Raw genomic sequence first — 16,597 nt, forward strand, 5'->3', positions numbered from 1 at the left:
CCTTACTCCTCTTGCTGGTTGTCCGTGTGCGGGTGCCGGGGGTCGCCCGGGAGTCCCGCCGACGGCGGGCGCTGGTGCGTTACCAGCGGTAGTGCGCGAAGGCCTTGTTCGACTCGGCCATCTTGTGCGTGTCCTCGCGCCGCTTCACAGCCGCACCCAGACCGTTGCTCGCGTCCAGCAGCTCGTTCATCAGACGCTCGGTCATCGTCTTCTCGCGGCGGCCGCGGCTGTACTGGATGAGCCAGCGCAGGCCGAGGGTGGTGCTGCGGGAGGCGCGGACCTCGACCGGGACCTGGTAGGTCGCACCACCGACGCGGCGGCTGCGGACCTCGAGGGCCGGCTTCACGTTGTCCAGCGCCCGCTTGAGCGTGACGACCGGGTCGGTGTCGGTCTTGGCGCGGCAGCCCTCGAGGGCGCCGTAGACGATCGACTCGGCGACCGAGCGCTTGCCGTCGACCAGCACCTTGTTCACCAGCTGGGTCACCAGCGGCGACTGGTACACCGGGTCGGCGACGAGCGGGCGACGCGGCGCGGGACCCTTGCGCGGCATTAGCTCTTCTCCTTCTTCGCGCCGTAACGGCTGCGAGCCTGCTTGCGGTTGCGGACACCCTGGGTGTCCAGCGAGCCACGGATGATCTTGTAGCGCACGCCCGGCAGGTCCTTCACGCGGCCGCCGCGCACGAGCACCATCGAGTGCTCCTGCAGGTTGTGACCGACGCCCGGGATGTAGGCGGTCACCTCGATGCCACTGGTGAGGCGGACGCGAGCGACCTTGCGCAGCGCCGAGTTCGGCTTCTTCGGCGTCGTCGTGTACACGCGCGTGCAGACTCCGCGACGCTGGGGCGAACCCTTCAGCGCCGGGGTCTTGGTCTTCTCGACCTTGTCCTCGCGGCCCTTGCGGACCAGCTGGTTGATCGTGGGCATGGGTGGCCTGGATCTCCTACCTGCGCTGGGGTGGTGCTCGTCTGTTTTCTGCTCTGCGGTGGTGCTGGGGTGCCGGTCCCTCGTCGGAACTTCCCCGACCCCGGCCCTGTTCCACGTCCGGTCCACGTGGTCGGGCGTGTCGCCCTTCCTCGGACCGGTGCGGCGTCTGACCGAACTCGGTTGCCCCTCGCGACTCGGCGCCGCCACCCTCCCCGGCCGGGCCGGGAGGACGGTCCCCGGCGACCCTGAGATCTGCATCTCGGGCCGCCCAGGCGCACCGCGAACGGGAGCAGGCCCAGGGCACCCTGGGCACGGCTGACCACGATACCCGTGCCCGCGGAGCCGGTCAAAGCCGGGTGCCTCACATGCGTCGACAGGTCGACGGGAGGGGGCTGGGTGGCAGCCGGAGTGCCCGGACACTACCGCCGCCCCGGCCTCGGGGACAGCTCCACCGCGCACCCCGGCGCGCGACCGATACCGTGCGGACGACGTCAACGGTGGCGCCGCGACACAGAGGAGTGCACGTGCGGATCGGCATCCAGGCCAGCTACAGCGGGGGTTTCCAGGAGACGGCGGCGGAGATCCGCGATCTCGAGGCCGCGGGGCTCGACCTGGCCGCGGTGGCCGAGGTCTACACCTTCGACGCGGTCAGCCAGCTCGGCTACCTGGCGGCGGTGACCGAGCGGGTCGAGCTGCTGAGCGCGATCTTCCCCATCTACAGCCGCACCCCGGCGCTGACCGCGATGACCGCCGCCGGCCTGGACTTCGTGTCCGGCGGCCGCTTCACCCTCGGGCTCGGCGCCTCCGGCCCCCAGGTGATCGAGGGCTGGCACGGCGTGCCCTACGACGCGCCCCTGCAGCGCACCCGCGAGGTCGTGGAGGTCTGCCGCCAGGTGTGGCGCCGGGACCGGCTCGACCACCAGGGAAAGAAGTACACGATCCCGCTGCCGGCCGACCAGGGCACCGGCCTGGGCAAGCCGCTCAAGCTGATCAACACCCCGGTCCGCGACCGGATCCCGGTGATGCTGGCCGCCCTCGGCCCGAAGAACGTCGAGCTCGCCGCCGAGATCGCGGAGGCCTGGGAGCCGATCTTCTTCGTGCCCGAGAAGGCGGCGTCGGTGTGGGGCGACTCCCTGGCCGCCGGCAAGGCCAAGCGCGACCCGGCGCTCGGCGACCTGCAGGTCGTCACCGGCGTCCCCGTCGCCGTCGGTGACGACGTCGAGGGGCTGCTGGAATCCGTGAAGCCGGCGCTCGCCCTCTACATCGGCGGCATGGGCGCCCGCGGCAAGAACTTCTACAACGACCTCGCCGTCCGGTACGGCTACGAGGCCGAGGCGAGGACCATCCAGGACCTCTACCTCGACGGCAGGAAGGACGAGGCCGCGGCCGCCGTCCCCGACGAGCTGGTGCGGGCGTCGTCGCTGATCGGCCCGGAGGGCTACGTCGCCGAGCGGATCACCGCCTTCGCCGAGGCCGGCGTGACCACCCTGATGCTCCAGCCGCTCGACGGCAGCAGGGAGGGGCGGCTGCGGACGGTCGAGACCGTGAAGCGGCTGGCCGGGTAGCCGTTCGCAGCAGGAGACGGCGACTCCGGCTCCCCGCCCGTCGCACGCGCCCGGGATGGCGGGACACGTGCGCGCGCTCTACGGTGCGCTTCCGGCTGCACCTGCGACGTGCAGCGCACGCACGGACGGGTGGAAGGGAGAACGGGCCGCGCCGCACCGGCACCGGCGCCCCCGACGACAGATGCGCATCTCGTGGCGGTGGCTGCGGCCCGGCCAGCTCGGGACGGAGGCGGAACAGGCGACGTTCCGGACCCTCCACTCGGCCTCCCTCACCGCGCCCGCGCTGCGTGAGGGCCTGACCGCGAGCTCGGCGGAACGTGCGGTCCGCCATCTGCGCGACCTGCTCGGGGTGCCGGCGGTCGCGCTCACCGACACCGTGTCCATGCTCGCGTGGGACGGTCGGTTCGGACACCACGAGCGGCACGCCTCGGCTCTTGCCGCCTTCGTGCTCGAGTCGGGCAACACCGTGGTCCGGGACCGCACCGACTTCTCCTGCGCCGATGCCGGGTGCGGGCTGCGACAGGTCGTGATCAGCCCGCTCGTGGTGGACGACCGGGTGGTCGGCACCCTGCAGGCGTTCACGCCGTCCGCGTCCACCCGGCTCGTGCGGGCCGCCGGCGAGGTCGCACGCTGGGTGTCGGGGAACCTGGAGCTCGCCGAACTCGACGCCTCCCGCACCCGGCTGATGGAGGCCGAGGTACGGGCGCTGCGGGCGCAGATCAGCCCGCACTTCATCTACAACTCGCTGACCGCGATCGCGTCGTTCGTGCGCACCGATCCGGAGCGGGCCCGGGAGCTGCTGCTGGAGTTCGCCGACTTCACCCGGTACTCCTTCAGCCGGCACGGCGAGTACACGACGCTGGCCGAGGAGCTGCGGTCGGTCGAGCGCTACCTCGTGCTCGAGAAGGCCCGGTTCGGCGACCGGCTCCAGGTGACGCTGCGGGTGGCCCAGGAGGTGCTGCCGGCGGCCGTGCCGTTCCTCTGCCTCCAGCCGCTCGTGGAGAACGCCGTCCGGCACGGGCTCGAACGCAAGCCGGGTACCGGGACGGTCACCATCATCGCCGCGGACAACGGCGGCGAGTGCCTGATCTCCGTGGAGGACGACGGCATCGGGGAGGACCCGGAGAAGGTGCGACGGGCGCTCGCCGGCGACACGTCCGTCGACTCGGTGGGGCTGGGCAACGTGGACGCCCGGCTGCGCACCGCCTTCGGCGACGACTACGGCCTGGTCGTCGAGACCGGCCCGGGAGCCGGCACGAAGGTCAGCGTGCGGGTGCCCAAGTTCGCCCCGGGGGTGCGCCCGTGACGGCCGACCTGTTGACCGTGCTGGTGGTCGACGACGAGCGCCCCGCCCTCGACGAGCTCCGCTGGCTGCTCGAGCGGGACCCCCGAATCGGCACCGTCGTGACCAGCGACTCGGCCACCGAGGCGCTGCGGATCCTCCAGGAAGGAACCCTCGACGGGGTCTTCCTGGACATCCGGATGCCCGGGCTCACGGGCCTGGACCTGGCGCGGGTGCTGTCCCAGTTCAAGACGCCGCCTCCGGTGGTCTTCGTGACCGCCCACGACGACCACGCCGTCGACGCGTTCGAGTTGGACGTCGTCGACTACGTCCTCAAGCCCGTTCGGGACGACCGGCTGACGGAGGCGGTCCGCCGGGTGGCCGCTGCGCGGGCGGGCGGCCCCCCGCCCGCCGACGACGACATCGCCGTCGAGCTCGGCGGGGTGACGAGGTTCGTGCCCCGCTCCAGCATCCGTTACGTCGAGGCGCAGGGTGACTACGCCAGGCTGCACACCGCGTCGGGCGGCCACCTGGTCCGGGTTCCGCTGACCACCTTGGAGGAGGCCTGGAAGGACGCCGGGTTCGTGCGGATCCACCGGTCGCTGCTGGTCGCGCTGCAGCACGTGGACGAGGTGCGTATGGACGCCGGCCGGTGCACCGTGGTCGTCGGCGGCGTGGAGCTCGGGGTGAGCCGGCGGCACACCCGGGAGCTCCGCGACCTCCTGGTGCGCCGGGCGCGGCCGGGCCACTCGGGGAGGTGGTGAGCGGTGCCGGACCCGACCCCACGCCGGGTGCGCGTCACCAGCCCGCGCACCGGGGCTGCGCGGGCGCAACGGGTCCCGGCTGCCCGGGAGATCGACGACCAGACCCTCCTCGGCGAGGTGTACGTGACGTCGCTGCTGCGCTCCCAGCTGCGCCTGGCCCTGCTGACGATGGCCGCCCTGGCCGTGTTCGTCGGTGGGATCCCCCTGGTCTTCTGGCTGGTGCCGGATCTCGCCGCGGTCGAGGTGCTCGCCGTACCGCTCCCCTGGTTCCTGCTGGGGTTCGCCGTCTACCCGTTCCTGTTCCTGGTCGGCTGGCTCTACGTGCGTGCCGCCGAACGCACCGAGCGGGATTTCACCGACGTGCTGAACCGCTCGTGACGCCCCGGACCGGCCGGCCGTGACCGCGGCCGGCTACAGCATCGCCGGCGTCACGGTCGTGGTCGTCGCCACGTTGGCGATCGGTGCCTACGGGTGGCGGTTCTCGCGCACCACCAGCGACTTCTTCGTCGCCTCCCGCACGGTGCGGCCGGGGCTGAACGCGTCGGCGATCGGTGGGGAGTACCTCTCCGCCGCCTCCTTCCTCGGTGTCGCCGGTCTGGTGCTGGCGTTCGGCACCGACATGCTGTGGTACCCGGTCGGCTGGACGGCGGGCTACCTGGTCCTGCTGGTGTTCGTCGCCGCGCCACTGCGCCGCTCCGGTGCCTACACGTTGCCCGACTTCGCCGAGAGCCGGCTGGAGTCGCTGGCGGTGCGCCGGTTCTCCTCGCTGCTGGTGGTGGCGATCGGCTGGCTGTACCTGATGCCGCAGTTCCAGGGCGCCGGTCTGGCGCTGGCCACCACGACCGGGACCGAGCCGTGGCTGGGCGGCGCGCTGGTCGCGGCGGTGGTGCTGGTCAACGTGCTGTTCGGCGGGATGCGGAGCATCACCTTCGTCCAGGCGTTCCAGTACTGGCTGAAACTCACCGCGCTGCTGTTCCCGGTGCTCTTCATGGCCGGCGTCTGGCTCGGCGACGGCGGCCCCTCCCCCGCTTCGGCCGTCGCCGGGGACCTGGGTGGGTCCGGGGACGAGTGGGCGTCACCGCTCGCCGGGAGCGGGCACCAGCTCTACACGACGTACTCGATCATCGTCGCCACGTTCCTGGGCACCATGGGGCTCCCCCACGTGGTGGTGCGCTTCTACACCAACCCCGACGGCATCGCGGCCCGCCGCACGACGCTCCTCGTGCTGGCCCTGCTCGGTCTGTTCTACGTGCTGCCGCCGATCTACGGCGGCCTGGGCCGGCTGTACACACCGGACCTGATCAGCAGCGGCCGCACCGACACCGTGGTCCTGGAGCTGCCGGCGCGGATGCTGAGCGGCACGATGGGTGAGCTGCTGTCCGCCCTGACCACCGCCGGGGCCTTCGCCGCGTTCCTGTCCACGTCGTCCGGGCTGACCGTCGCGGTGGCCGGCGTGATCAGCCAGGACGTGATGGGACGCCGGTTCCGCGGGGTGCGCGCGTTCCAGGCGGCGGCCGTCACGGCCGTCGTCGTCCCCCTCGGTCTCGCGTTGCTGACCGAAGGGGTCGGTGTCGCCCGAGCCGTCGGCCTCGCCTTCGCCTTCGCCGCCTCCACCTTCTGCCCGTTGCTGGTGCTGGGCATCTGGTGGCGCCGGCTCACCGACGCCGGCGCGATCGCCGGGATGCTCGTCGGTGGCGGCTGCGCCGGGTTCGCGGTGCTGGCCACCCTGCTCGGACTGGCTCCCGACGGCTGGCCCGGCGCCCTGCTCGTCCAGCCGGCTGCCTGGACGGTCCCGCTGGCGTTCCTCACGATGACGGTGGTCTCGCTGGCCACGCCCAGGCGCCTGCCCCGGCACGCCGCCCGCAGCATGGCCAGGCTGCACACACCCGAGGCGGTGCTGCTGGACCGCGGTCCGCTCCCCCGGTGATCGCCGAGGCGTCGCCGCGGTGCTGCGACGTCGTCCGTCACGAGACCGATGTGACCGGCGCCTCCCCGCGCGACCGTTCGTCCCGCTGGACGTGCCGTACGTCGACGCGTGCTCGCCGCTCACCGCAGAGTCTGCGCGGTCCCCTGCCCTCCCGGGAGCCGGCTCCCTAACGTGACAGCGCTCACACCTGGCCGCTGTTGCTCGGCCACGGTGGTCCTGATCCCGACCTGGAGGCCACACGTTGACCCCGACAGACGAACGACGGTTGCTGACACCGCAGGAGTACCGCGCCGCACAGAACTCCCCGGAGTTCGTCGAGCTGAAGAAGCGGTTCCGCAGCTTCGCCTTCCCGATGACGGTCGCGTTCATCGTCTGGTACCTGCTCTTCGTCCTGCTGTCGACGTACGCCTCGGACTTCATGTCGACCCAGGTGTTCGGCAACGTGAACGTGGGCCTGCTGTTCGGCCTCGCCCAGTTCCTGACCACCTTCGTGATCACCCACCTCTACGTGGCGCACGCGAACAAGCGCACCGACCCCATCGCCGACGAGATGCGCGAGCGTCTCGAGGCGCACGACTACGCGCCCGACGCGACCGCCGGCGGCGACACCGACACCCAGGGGGCGACCCGTGCCTGAGCTGCTCGCCGCCGATGCCACCATCGGCAACCCGGCGATCAACATCTCCATCTTCGGCGCGTTCGTCGTCGTCACGCTGGCCATCACCTTCCGGGCCAGCCGCAACAACAAGAGCGCGGCGGACTACTACGCCGCAGGCCGCACCATCACCGGTCAGCAGAACGGCCTCGCCATCGCCGGTGACTACCTGTCGGCGGCCTCGTTCCTCGGCATCGCCGGCGCCATCGCCATCTACGGCTACGACGGCTTCCTCTACTCCATCGGCTTCCTGGTGGCGTGGCTGGTCGCGCTGCTGCTCGTCGCCGAGCTGATGCGCAACACCGCCCGGTTCACCATGGCCGACGTGCTGGCGTTCCGGATGCGGCAGGGGCCGGTGCGCACCGCCGCCGCCATCTCGACGCTCGCGGTCTCGCTGTTCTACCTGCTCGCCCAGATGGCCGGCGCCGGTGGCCTGGTGGCGCTGCTGCTCGGGGTGAGCGGCCCGGTGGCCGAGGCGCTGGTCGTCGTCGTCGTGGGTGCGCTGATGATCTTCTACGTCCTCGTCGGCGGGATGCGCGGCACGACGTGGGTGCAGATCATCAAGGCCAGCCTGCTGATCGCCGGCGCGCTGGTGATGACGCTGTGGGTGCTCGGCGAGTACGGCTTCAACCTGTCGGCGCTGCTCGGCGGCGCGGTGCAGAGCGCCGGCAACGAGTCGGTGCTCAACCCCGGTGCGCAGTACGGCGTCAGCGACGCGACCCGGCTGGACTTCATCAGCCTGGCCCTGGCCCTGGTGCTCGGCACCGCCGGCCTGCCGCACGTGCTGATGCGCTTCTACACCGTGCCGACGGCGAAGGCCGCGCGGACCTCGGTGGTCTGGGCGATCTGGCTGATCGGCATCTTCTACCTGTTCAGCCTGGTCATCGGCTACGGCGCCGGCGCCATGGTCGGTGCCGAGCGCATCGTCGCGGCCCCGGGTGGGGTGAACGCCGCCGCCCCGCTGCTGGCCTTCGAGCTCGGCGGCACGGTGCTGCTGGGCATCATCGCCGGCGTCGCGTTCGCGACGATCCTCGCGGTCGTCGCCGGCCTCACGATCACCGCGTCGGCGTCGTTCGCCCACGACGTGTACGCATCGGTGATCAAGAAGGGCGACGTCCCGCCGAACGGTGAGGTCAAGGTCGCCCGGATCACCGCGGTCGTCATCGGTGCCGTCGCGATCGGCCTGGGCATCCTGGCGCTGCGCGCCGGGCTGAACATCGCCTTCCTCGTGGCGCTGGCGTTCGCGGTGGCCGCCTCGGCGAACCTGCCGACGATCCTCTACACGCTGTTCTGGAAGCGGTTCACCACCCAGGGCGCGCTGTGGTCCATCTACGGCGGTCTGATCATCTGCGTCGGGCTCATCGTCTTCTCCCCGGTGGTGTCGGGGACCGAGACCTCGATGTTCCCGGGCGGGAACTTCGACTTCTTCCCGCTGCGCAACCCGGGCCTGGTGTCGATCCCGGCCTCGTTCCTCCTCGGCTACCTGGGCACGGTGCTCACGAAGGAGAAGCCGAACGAGGACAAGTGGGCCGAGCTCGAGGTGCGGGCCCTCACCGGCATCGGGGCGGAGAAGGCCGTCGACCACTAGAAGGACCTGGCTCCTCCCCGCACCTCGCTCCGCTCGGCGCGGGCCCCTGGAGCCAGGCCGTTCCATCCGCTTGCGAGGCGCGCGTCCCCTGCGGGGGCGCGCGCCTCGCGCGTTGCGGGGTCCCGGGATCTGCCCGCTGCCGCTGCAGGAAAGGCCAGAGGCCCAGAACCATGCAGGTTCTGGGCCTCTGGCGTTCAGCGGCTACTGGGGGGCCGTCAGCCCCGCCAGTCGTACTCCTCGAGGCGGACGGCCTCGCCGGTGCCCTGCCCGAAGACGTCCGGGCTGTAGTACTGCCCGTCCTCGTAGCCGGCCATCGTGTACACGGCGGCGCGCGCCTCCTCGGTCGGCTCGACCGCGATGTTCCGGTAGCGGCTGATCCCCGTACCCGCCGGGATCAGCTTTCCGATGATCACGTTCTCCTTGAGCCCGAGCAGGCTGTCGCTCTTGCCCTGGATCGCGGCGTCGGTGAGCACCTTGGTCGTCTCCTGGAAGGAGGCGGCCGACAGCCACGACTCGGTCGCGAGCGAGGCCTTGGTGATGCCCATGAGCACCGGACGGGCCGAGGCCGGCTCGCCGCCCTCGGCGACGACGCGGCGGTTCTCCGTCTCGAAGATCGTCCGCTCGACCAGCGCACCGGGCAGGAACTCCGTCGCGCCCGAGTCGATGATGGTCACCCGCTTCAGCATCTGGCGGATGATCACCTCGATGTGCTTGTCGTGGATCGACACGCCCTGGCTGCGGTAGACCTCCTGGACCTCGCGAACCAGGTGCAGCTGCACCTCACGCGGGCCCATGATCCGCAGCACCTCGTGCGGGTCGACCGCACCCTCGGTCAGCTGCTCGCCGACCTCGACGTGGGCACCGTCCTCGACCCGCAGCCGCGAGCGACGCGACAGCTTGTCGTAGACGACCTCGTCGGAGCCGTCGTCCGGGGTGATGGTGAGCTTCCGGAACTGCTCGCCGTCCTCGATCCGGACGGTGCCGGCCAGCTCGGCGATCGGGGCCTTGCCCTTGGGGACGCGGGCCTCGAAGAGCTCCACCACACGCGGCAGGCCGTGGGTGATGTCCTCACCCGCGACACCACCGGTGTGGAAGGTGCGCATCGTCAGCTGGGTGCCGGGCTCACCGATCGACTGGGCGGCGATGATGCCGACCGCCTCGCCGACGTCCACCAACTTGCCGGTCGCGAGCGACCGGCCGTAGCAGGTGGCGCAGGTGCCGAGCAGCGACTCGCAGGTCAGCACGCAACGGACCTTGACCTCGCTGACGCCGGCGTCGATGAGCGCCTGGATCAGCACGTCACCCAGGTCGGAGTTGGCCTGCGCGATGACGGTCCCGTCCTCGGCCACCACGTCGGCGGCCAGGGCGCGGGCGTAGACGCCGGTCTCCACGTGCGGGTCACGCGTCACCACACCGTCGAGGACGGTGCCGATCGGCATGATCACGCCGCGGTCGGTACCGCAGTCCTCCTCGCGGATGATGACGTCCTGCGAGACGTCCACCAGACGCCGGGTGAGGTACCCGGAGTCGGCGGTCCGCAGCGCGGTGTCGGCCAGACCCTTGCGGGCACCGTGCGTGGAGATGAAGTACTCCAGCACGGACAGACCCTCCCGGAAGTTGGCCTTGATCGGCCGCGGGATGATCTCGCCCTTCGGGTTGGCGACCAGGCCGCGCATACCGGCGATCTGGCTGATCTGCATCATGTTGCCTCGGGCGCCCGAGTTGACCATGACCCAGACCGGGTTGGTGGTGGGGAAGTTGTCCACCATCGCCTGGCTGACCTCGGCCCGCGCGCGGGTCCAGATCTCGATCAGCTCGCCACGACGCTCGGCGTCGGTGATGACGCCGCGCTCGTACTGCTTCTCGATCTTCGCGGCCTCGGCCTCGTGCCGGTCGAGGATCTCCTGCTTGACCGGCGGTGTGACGACGTCGTCGATGGCGATGGTGACGCCCGACCGCGTGGCCCAGCGGAACCCGGCGGCCTTGAGGGCGTCCAGCGTCGCCGCGACCTGCACCTTGGGGTAGCGCTCGGCGAGGTCGTTGACGATCGCCCCGAGCTCCTTCTTCGGCACCTGGTAGTTGACGAAGCGGTAGTCCTCGGGCAGGGCCTCGTTGAACAGCACCCGGCCCAGGCTGGTCTCGACCAGCGCCGGCTGACCGGGGGTCCAGTCCTCGGGCTGCACCCAGGCCTCGTTGACCTTGCCGTTGTCGACGCCGAACACCTCGTCGAGGCGGATGTAGGCCCGCTCCTGCAGCCCCAGCGCGCCCACGTCGTAGGCCATGACCGCCTCGGCGGCCGAGGAGAACGACGCCGGCTGACCACCGTCGGCCTCGTGCCGCGAGGGCACCAGGGTCGTCAGGTGGTACAGGCCCAGCACCATGTCCTGGGTCGGCGCGGTGATCGGGCGACCGTCGGCCGGCGACAGGATGTTGTTCGACGACAGCATCAGGATGCGGGCCTCGGCCTGGGCCTCGGCCGACAGCGGCAGGTGCACCGCCATCTGGTCACCGTCGAAGTCCGCGTTGAACGCGGTGCAGACGAGCGGGTGGATCTGGATGGCCTTGCCCTCGACCAGCTGCGGCTCGAAGGCCTGGATGCCCAGGCGGTGCAGCGTCGGTGCGCGGTTGAGCAGCACCGGGTGCTCGGTGATGACCTCTTCCAGCACGTCCCACACGACCGGGCGCGCGCGCTCGACCATCCGCTTGGCGGACTTGATGTTCTGCGCGTGGTTGAGGTCGACCAGCCGCTTCATCACGAAGGGCTTGAACAGCTCCAGCGCCATCTGCTTGGGCAGGCCGCACTGGTGCAGCTTCAGCTGCGGGCCGACGACGATGACCGAACGGCCGGAGTAGTCGACGCGCTTGCCGAGCAGGTTCTGGCGGAACCGGCCCTGCTTGCCCTTGAGCAGGTCGCTCAGGGACTTCAGCGGACGGTTGCCCGGACCGGTGACCGGACGGCCGCGACGGCCGTTGTCGAACAGCGCGTCCACGGACTCCTGGAGCATCCGCTTCTCGTTGTTGACGATGATCTCCGGCGCGCCCAGGTCGAGCAGTCGCTTGAGCCGGTTGTTCCGGTTGATCACCCGGCGGTACAGGTCGTTCATGTCGCTGGTGGCGAAGCGGCCACCGTCGAGCTGCACCATCGGGCGCAGGTCCGGCGGGATGACCGGGACGCAGTCCAGCACCATGCCCATGGGCGAGTTGCGGGTCTGCTGGAACGCCGCGACGACCTTCAGCCGCTTGAGGGCGCGCAGCTTGCGCTGGCCCTTGCCGCTGCGGATCGTCTCGCGCAGCGAGACGGCCTCGGCGTCGAGGTCGAAGCCCGCGAGGAGCTTCTGCAGCGCCGCGGCGCCCATGCCGCCCTCGAAGTACTCACCGAAGCGGTCCCGCAGCTCGCGGTAGAGGCCCTCGTCGGCGATGAGCTGCTTGACCTCGAGCTTGCGGAAGGTGTCCATCACCTCGTCGAGGCGGTCGATCTCCCGCTGGGAGCGGTCGCGCAGCTGGCGCATCTCGCGCTCGCCGCCCTCGCGCACCTTGCGGCGGACGTCGGACTTCGCGCCCTCCGCCTCCAGCTCGGCGAGGTCGGCCTCGAGCTTCTGCTGGCGCGCCTCGACGTTCGCGTCGCGCTGGCTCTCGAGGTTGGACTTCTCGGCGCTGATCTCGGCCTCGATGGTCGGGAGGTCGCGGTGGCGCGCCTCGTCGTCGACCGAGGTGATCATGTAGGCCGCGAAGTAGATGATTTTCTCGAGGTCCTTGGGCGCCAGGTCGAGCAGGTAGCCCAGCCGCGACGGCACACCCTTGAAGAACCAGATGTGCGTGACCGGAGCGGCGAGCTCGATGTGGCCCATCCGCTCGCGGCGGACCTTGGCCCGGGTCACCTCGACGCCGCAGCGCTCGCAGATGATCCCCTTGAAGCGGACCCGCTTGTACTTACCGCAGTAGCACTCCCAGTCCCGGGTGGGACCGAAGATCTTCTCGCAGAAGAGACCGTCCTTCTCCGGACGCAGGGTGCGGTAGTTGATGGTCTCGGGCTTCTTCACCTCACCGTGCGACCACTGGCGGATGTCGTCGCCGGTGGCCAGACCGATGCGGAGCTCGTCGAAGAAGTTGACGTCGAGCAAGGTGTGACCCCTTTCAGGGGCTAGTGCTTCGCTTCTATGACTTGGAAGTGGTGGTCGGCCGGCCCCGGTTGCTCAGGGCCGGCCGACTACCGATCAGACGTCTTCGACGGACGACGGCTCGCGGCGGGACAGGTCGATGCCCAGCTCCTCCGCGGCCCGGAAGACCTCGTCGTCGGTGTCGCGCAGCTCGATCGCCTGCCCGTCGCCGGAGAGCACCTCGACGTTGAGGCACAGCGACTGCAGCTCCTTGAGCAGCACCTTGAACGACTCCGGGATGCCCGGCTCGGGGATGTTCTCGCCCTTGACGATGGCCTCGTAGACCTTCACGCGGCCGAGGATGTCGTCGGACTTGATGGTGAGCAGCTCCTGCAGCGCGTAGGCCGCGCCGTAGGCCTGCATCGCCCAGCACTCCATCTCGCCGAAGCGCTGGCCACCGAACTGCGCCTTACCACCCAGCGGCTGCTGCGTGATCATCGAGTAGGGGCCGGTCGAGCGGGCGTGGATCTTGTCGTCGACCAGGTGCAGCAGCTTCAGGATGTAGACGTAGCCCACGGCGATCGGCTCGGGGAAGGGCTCCCCGGAGCGGCCGTCGAACAACCGCGCCTTGCCGGTGGGCTGCACCATCCGCTTGCCGTCGCGGTTCGGGATCGTGGACGAGAGCAGCCCGACGATCTCCTCCTCCTTGGCACCGTCGAACACCGGCGTCGCAGTCCGGGTGCCCGGCGCCGCCGACCTCGCCGCCTCGGGCAGGTTCTTCGCCCAGTCCGGGTCGCCGTCGACCTGCCAGCCCTGCTTGGCGATCCACCCGAGGTGCATCTCCAGGACCTGGCCGACGTTCATGCGGCCGGGGACGCCGAGCGGGTTGAGGACGATGTCGACCGGGGTGCCGTCCTCGAGGAACGGCATGTCCTCCTGCGGCAGGATCTTCGAGATGACGCCCTTGTTGCCGTGGCGGCCGGCGAGCTTGTCACCGTCGGAGATCTTGCGCATCTGGGCGACGTAGACCCGGATCAGCTCGTTGACGCCGGCAGGCAGCTCGTCGCCGTCCTCGCGCGAGAACACGCGGACGCCGATGACCTTGCCGGACTCACCGTGCTTGACCTTCAGCGACGTGTCGCGCACCTCGCGGGCCTTCTCGCCGAAGATGGCCCGCAGCAGGCGCTCCTCGGGGGTCAGCTCGGTCTCGCCCTTGGGCGTGACCTTGCCGACGAGGATGTCGCCGGGGACGACCTCGGCCCCGATGCGGATGATGCCCCGCTCGTCGAGGTCGGCCAGCACGTCCTCGGAGACGTTCGGGATGTCCCGGGTGATCTCCTCGGCGCCGAGCTTGGTGTCGCGGGCGTCGACCTCGAACTCCTCGATGTGGATCGAGGACAGGACGTCGTCCTGCACGAGGCGCTGCGACAGGATGATCGCGTCCTCGTAGTTGTGGCCCTCCCACGACATGAAGGCGACCAGGAGGTTCTTCCCCAGCGCCATCTCGCCCTCGTCGGTGCACGGCCCGTCGGCGATGACCTGGCCCACCTCGACCCGCTGCCCCTCGTCGACCAGCGGGGTCTGGTTGACCGAGGTGCCCTGGTTGGAGCGGCGGAACTTCAGCAGCCGGTAGGTCTGCCGGGTGCCGTCGTCGGCCATCACGGTGACGTAGTCGGCGGTGGAGTCCTCGACCACACCGGCCTTCTCCGCCACGACCACGTCGCCGGCGTCGACGGCGGCCCGCAGCTCCATGCCCGTGCCGACCAGCGGCGCCTCGCTGCGCAGCAGCGGCACCGCCTGCCGCTGCATGTTCGCGCCCATGAGCGCGCGGTTGGCGTCGTCGTGCTCGAGGAACGGGATCATCGCCGTCGCGACCGAGGTCATCTGCCGCGGCGAGACGTCCATGTAGTCCACGTTCTCGGGGGCGAGGTAGTCGACCTCGCCACCCTTGGTGCGGACCAGGACGCGCTCCTCGGCGAGGCGGCCCTGCGCGTCGAGCGGGCTGTTGGCCTGCGCGACGACGAAGCGGTCCTCCTCGTCGGCGGTGAGGTAGTCGATCTGGTCGGTGACGGTGCCGTTCTCGACCTTGCGGTACGGCGTCTCGATGAAGCCGAAGGCGTTGACCCGGCCGTAGGAGGACAGCGAGCCGATCAGGCCGATGTTCGGGCCTTCCGGCGTCTCGATCGGGCACATCCGGCCGTAGTGGCTCGGGTGCACGTCGCGGACCTCCATGCCGGCCCGCTCACGCGACAGACCACCGGGACCCAGCGCCGACAGGCGGCGCTTGTGGGTCAGGCCCGCGAGCGGGTTGGTCTGGTCCATGAACTGGGACAGCTGGCTGGTGCCGAAGAACTCCTTGATGGAGGCGACGACCGGCCGGATGTTGATCAGGGTCTGCGGCGTGATCGCCTCGACGTCCTGGGTCGTCATCCGCTCGCGGACCACGCGCTCCATGCGGGACAGGCCGACCCGGATCTGGTTCTGGATCAGCTCGCCGACGGTGCGCAGGCGGCGGTTGCCGAAGTGGTCGATGTCGTCGACGCCGTGGTCGGGCTCGCCGGCGTGCAGGCGCACGACGTACTCGATGGTGGCGACGATGTCGTCCTCGGTCAGCGTCTGGGTGCCCTGCGGCACCTCGACGCCCAGCTTCTTGTTGACCTTGTACCGGCCCACCTTGGCCAGGTCGTAGCGCTTGGGGTTGAAGAACAGGTTCTCCAGCAGCGCCTGCGCCGACTCACGCGTCGGCGGCTCGCCCGGCCGCAGCTTGCGGTAGATGTCGAGCAGGGCCTCGTCCTGCCCCGCGATGTGGTCCTTCTCCAGCGTGGCCAGGACCGTGGGCGACCACTGGAAGTGCTCGCGGATGCGGTCCTCGCCCCAGCCGAGGGCCTTGAGCAGGACGGTGACGGGCTGGCGGCGCTTGCGGTCGATGCGGACGCCGACGGTGTCGCGCTTGTCGACGTCGAACTCCAGCCACGCACCGCGGCTGGGGATGACCTTGGCGCTGAAGACGTCCTTGTCCGACGTCTTGTCCAGCGTCTTGTCGAAGTAGACGCCGGGGCTGCGGACGAGCTGGGACACGACGACGCGCTCGGTCCCGTTGATGACGAAGGTGCCCTTGTTCGTCATGATCGGGAAGTCGCCCATGAACACCGTCTGGCTCTTGATCTCGCCGGTGGTGTTGTTCATGAACTCGGCGGTGACGAACAGCGGCGCCGCGTAGGTCATGTCCTTGTCCTTGCACTCCTCGAGGGACGCCTTGACGTCCTCGAAGCGCGGGTTGGAGAAGGACAGCGACATCGAGCCGCTGAAGTCCTCGATCGGGGAGATCTCCTCGAGGATCTCGGCGAGGCCACCGACGGCCGCCTCCTGCTCCTCGGGGGAGAGGGTGGCCCGCCACTCGGGGCTGCCCACGAGCCAGTCGAAGGACGCGGTCTGCAGGGCGAGCAGATCCGGCACCTCGAGGGGCTCGGAGATCTTGGCGAACGAGACGCGCAGCGGCGCGCCGGGGATCTTCTGCTGGTCGGCCTCGCCGGTGCGGGGGCCGTTCTGCGTGACCGGGGTGGTTCGGGTGTTACCCGACTCGGTGGTGCCGGGGGTGATGCTGGTGGGGCGAGAGCCTGCCAAGATGCGTCCTTCCAAGGACCTCACGACGTGCGGGCGGTGGGCTGCGGGGTCGTCCTGGGTCGTCGTCGGTGGTGGCGAGGCTGTCCGCGACGGCCGCGATCGCTCGCCGGACAGGTCAGCGCGGGCATCGCCCGGTGGATTCCCGGGCGCCCGTCGTGACCCGTTGTGGCG

11 protein-coding genes are annotated in these 16,597 nt (G+C 70.4%); 7 read left to right on the forward strand and 4 right to left on the reverse strand.

Annotation, left to right across the window (positions count from 1 at the left end; all coding sequences use genetic code 11):
- Positions 1 to 79 precede the first annotated feature (79 nt).
- The gene (rpsG, locus tag ACI79Q_RS07655) at positions 80 to 550 is read right to left on the reverse strand and encodes a 30S ribosomal protein S7 (RefSeq protein WP_456589068.1); all 471 of its coding nucleotides are present in this window, start codon (positions 548 to 550) and stop codon (positions 80 to 82) included.
- Positions 550 to 924, reverse strand: a complete 375-nt coding sequence (gene rpsL / locus ACI79Q_RS07660) for a 30S ribosomal protein S12 (RefSeq protein ID WP_012950487.1) — start codon at positions 922 to 924, stop codon at positions 550 to 552. Before rpsL ends, rpsG begins: the two co-directional genes overlap by 1 nt.
- Before the next feature lie 524 nt (positions 925 to 1,448).
- Between rpsL and ACI79Q_RS07665 the strand changes: the two genes are divergently transcribed.
- From ACI79Q_RS07665 to ACI79Q_RS07695, 7 genes are all read left to right on the forward strand, one after another.
- Positions 1,449 to 2,489: an LLM class F420-dependent oxidoreductase gene (locus ACI79Q_RS07665; protein ID WP_456589069.1), complete on the forward strand. Its 1,041-nt coding sequence runs from the start codon at positions 1,449 to 1,451 to the stop codon at positions 2,487 to 2,489.
- A 181-nt stretch (positions 2,490 to 2,670) separates the two neighbouring features.
- Entirely contained in the window at positions 2,671 to 3,795 is a 1,125-nt protein-coding gene (locus tag ACI79Q_RS07670; protein WP_456599617.1) for a sensor histidine kinase, read from the forward strand.
- Positions 3,792 to 4,535: a LytR/AlgR family response regulator transcription factor gene (locus ACI79Q_RS07675; protein WP_456589071.1), complete on the forward strand. Its 744-nt coding sequence runs from the start codon at positions 3,792 to 3,794 to the stop codon at positions 4,533 to 4,535. The genes ACI79Q_RS07670 and ACI79Q_RS07675 overlap by 4 nt, the downstream gene beginning before the upstream one ends.
- A gap of 3 nt (positions 4,536 to 4,538) precedes the next feature.
- The gene (locus ACI79Q_RS07680) at positions 4,539 to 4,913 is read left to right on the forward strand and encodes a hypothetical protein (RefSeq protein ID WP_456599616.1); all 375 of its coding nucleotides are present in this window, start codon (positions 4,539 to 4,541) and stop codon (positions 4,911 to 4,913) included.
- 19 nt (positions 4,914 to 4,932) lie between these two features.
- Positions 4,933 to 6,462 (forward strand): sodium/solute symporter, encoded by a 1,530-nt coding sequence (locus ACI79Q_RS07685; RefSeq protein ID WP_456614497.1) that lies wholly within the window; start codon positions 4,933 to 4,935, stop codon positions 6,460 to 6,462.
- 265 nt (positions 6,463 to 6,727) lie between these two features.
- Positions 6,728 to 7,099 (forward strand): DUF485 domain-containing protein, encoded by a 372-nt coding sequence (locus ACI79Q_RS07690; protein WP_456589074.1) that lies wholly within the window; start codon positions 6,728 to 6,730, stop codon positions 7,097 to 7,099.
- Positions 7,092 to 8,705, forward strand: coding sequence for a solute symporter family protein (locus tag ACI79Q_RS07695; protein ID WP_456589075.1), 1,614 nt, complete (start codon positions 7,092 to 7,094; stop codon positions 8,703 to 8,705). Before ACI79Q_RS07690 ends, ACI79Q_RS07695 begins: the two co-directional genes overlap by 8 nt.
- Before the next feature lie 215 nt (positions 8,706 to 8,920).
- Here ACI79Q_RS07695 and ACI79Q_RS07700 read toward each other — a convergent pair whose 3' ends face one another.
- Together ACI79Q_RS07700 and rpoB are read right to left on the reverse strand one after the other, a co-directional pair.
- Positions 8,921 to 12,826: a DNA-directed RNA polymerase subunit beta' gene (locus ACI79Q_RS07700; protein ID WP_456589076.1), complete on the reverse strand. Its 3,906-nt coding sequence runs from the start codon at positions 12,824 to 12,826 to the stop codon at positions 8,921 to 8,923.
- A gap of 93 nt (positions 12,827 to 12,919) precedes the next feature.
- Positions 12,920 to 16,426, reverse strand: coding sequence for a DNA-directed RNA polymerase subunit beta (gene rpoB / locus ACI79Q_RS07705; RefSeq protein WP_456589077.1), 3,507 nt, complete (start codon positions 16,424 to 16,426; stop codon positions 12,920 to 12,922).
- Positions 16,427 to 16,597 lie beyond the last annotated feature (171 nt).

The sequence above is a fragment of the Blastococcus sp. SYSU DS0828 genome, from assembly GCF_054050975.1.

Coding starts and splice junctions, on each gene's coding strand:
- ACI79Q_RS07670 (WP_456599617.1), top strand. CDS start 2,671: ATGCGCATCTCGTGGCGGTGGCTGCGGCCCGGCCAGCTCGGGACGGAG.
- rpsG (WP_456589068.1), bottom strand. CDS start 550: ATGCCGCGCAAGGGTCCCGCGCCGCGTCGCCCGCTCGTCGCCGACCCG.
- rpsL (WP_012950487.1), bottom strand. CDS start 924: ATGCCCACGATCAACCAGCTGGTCCGCAAGGGCCGCGAGGACAAGGTC.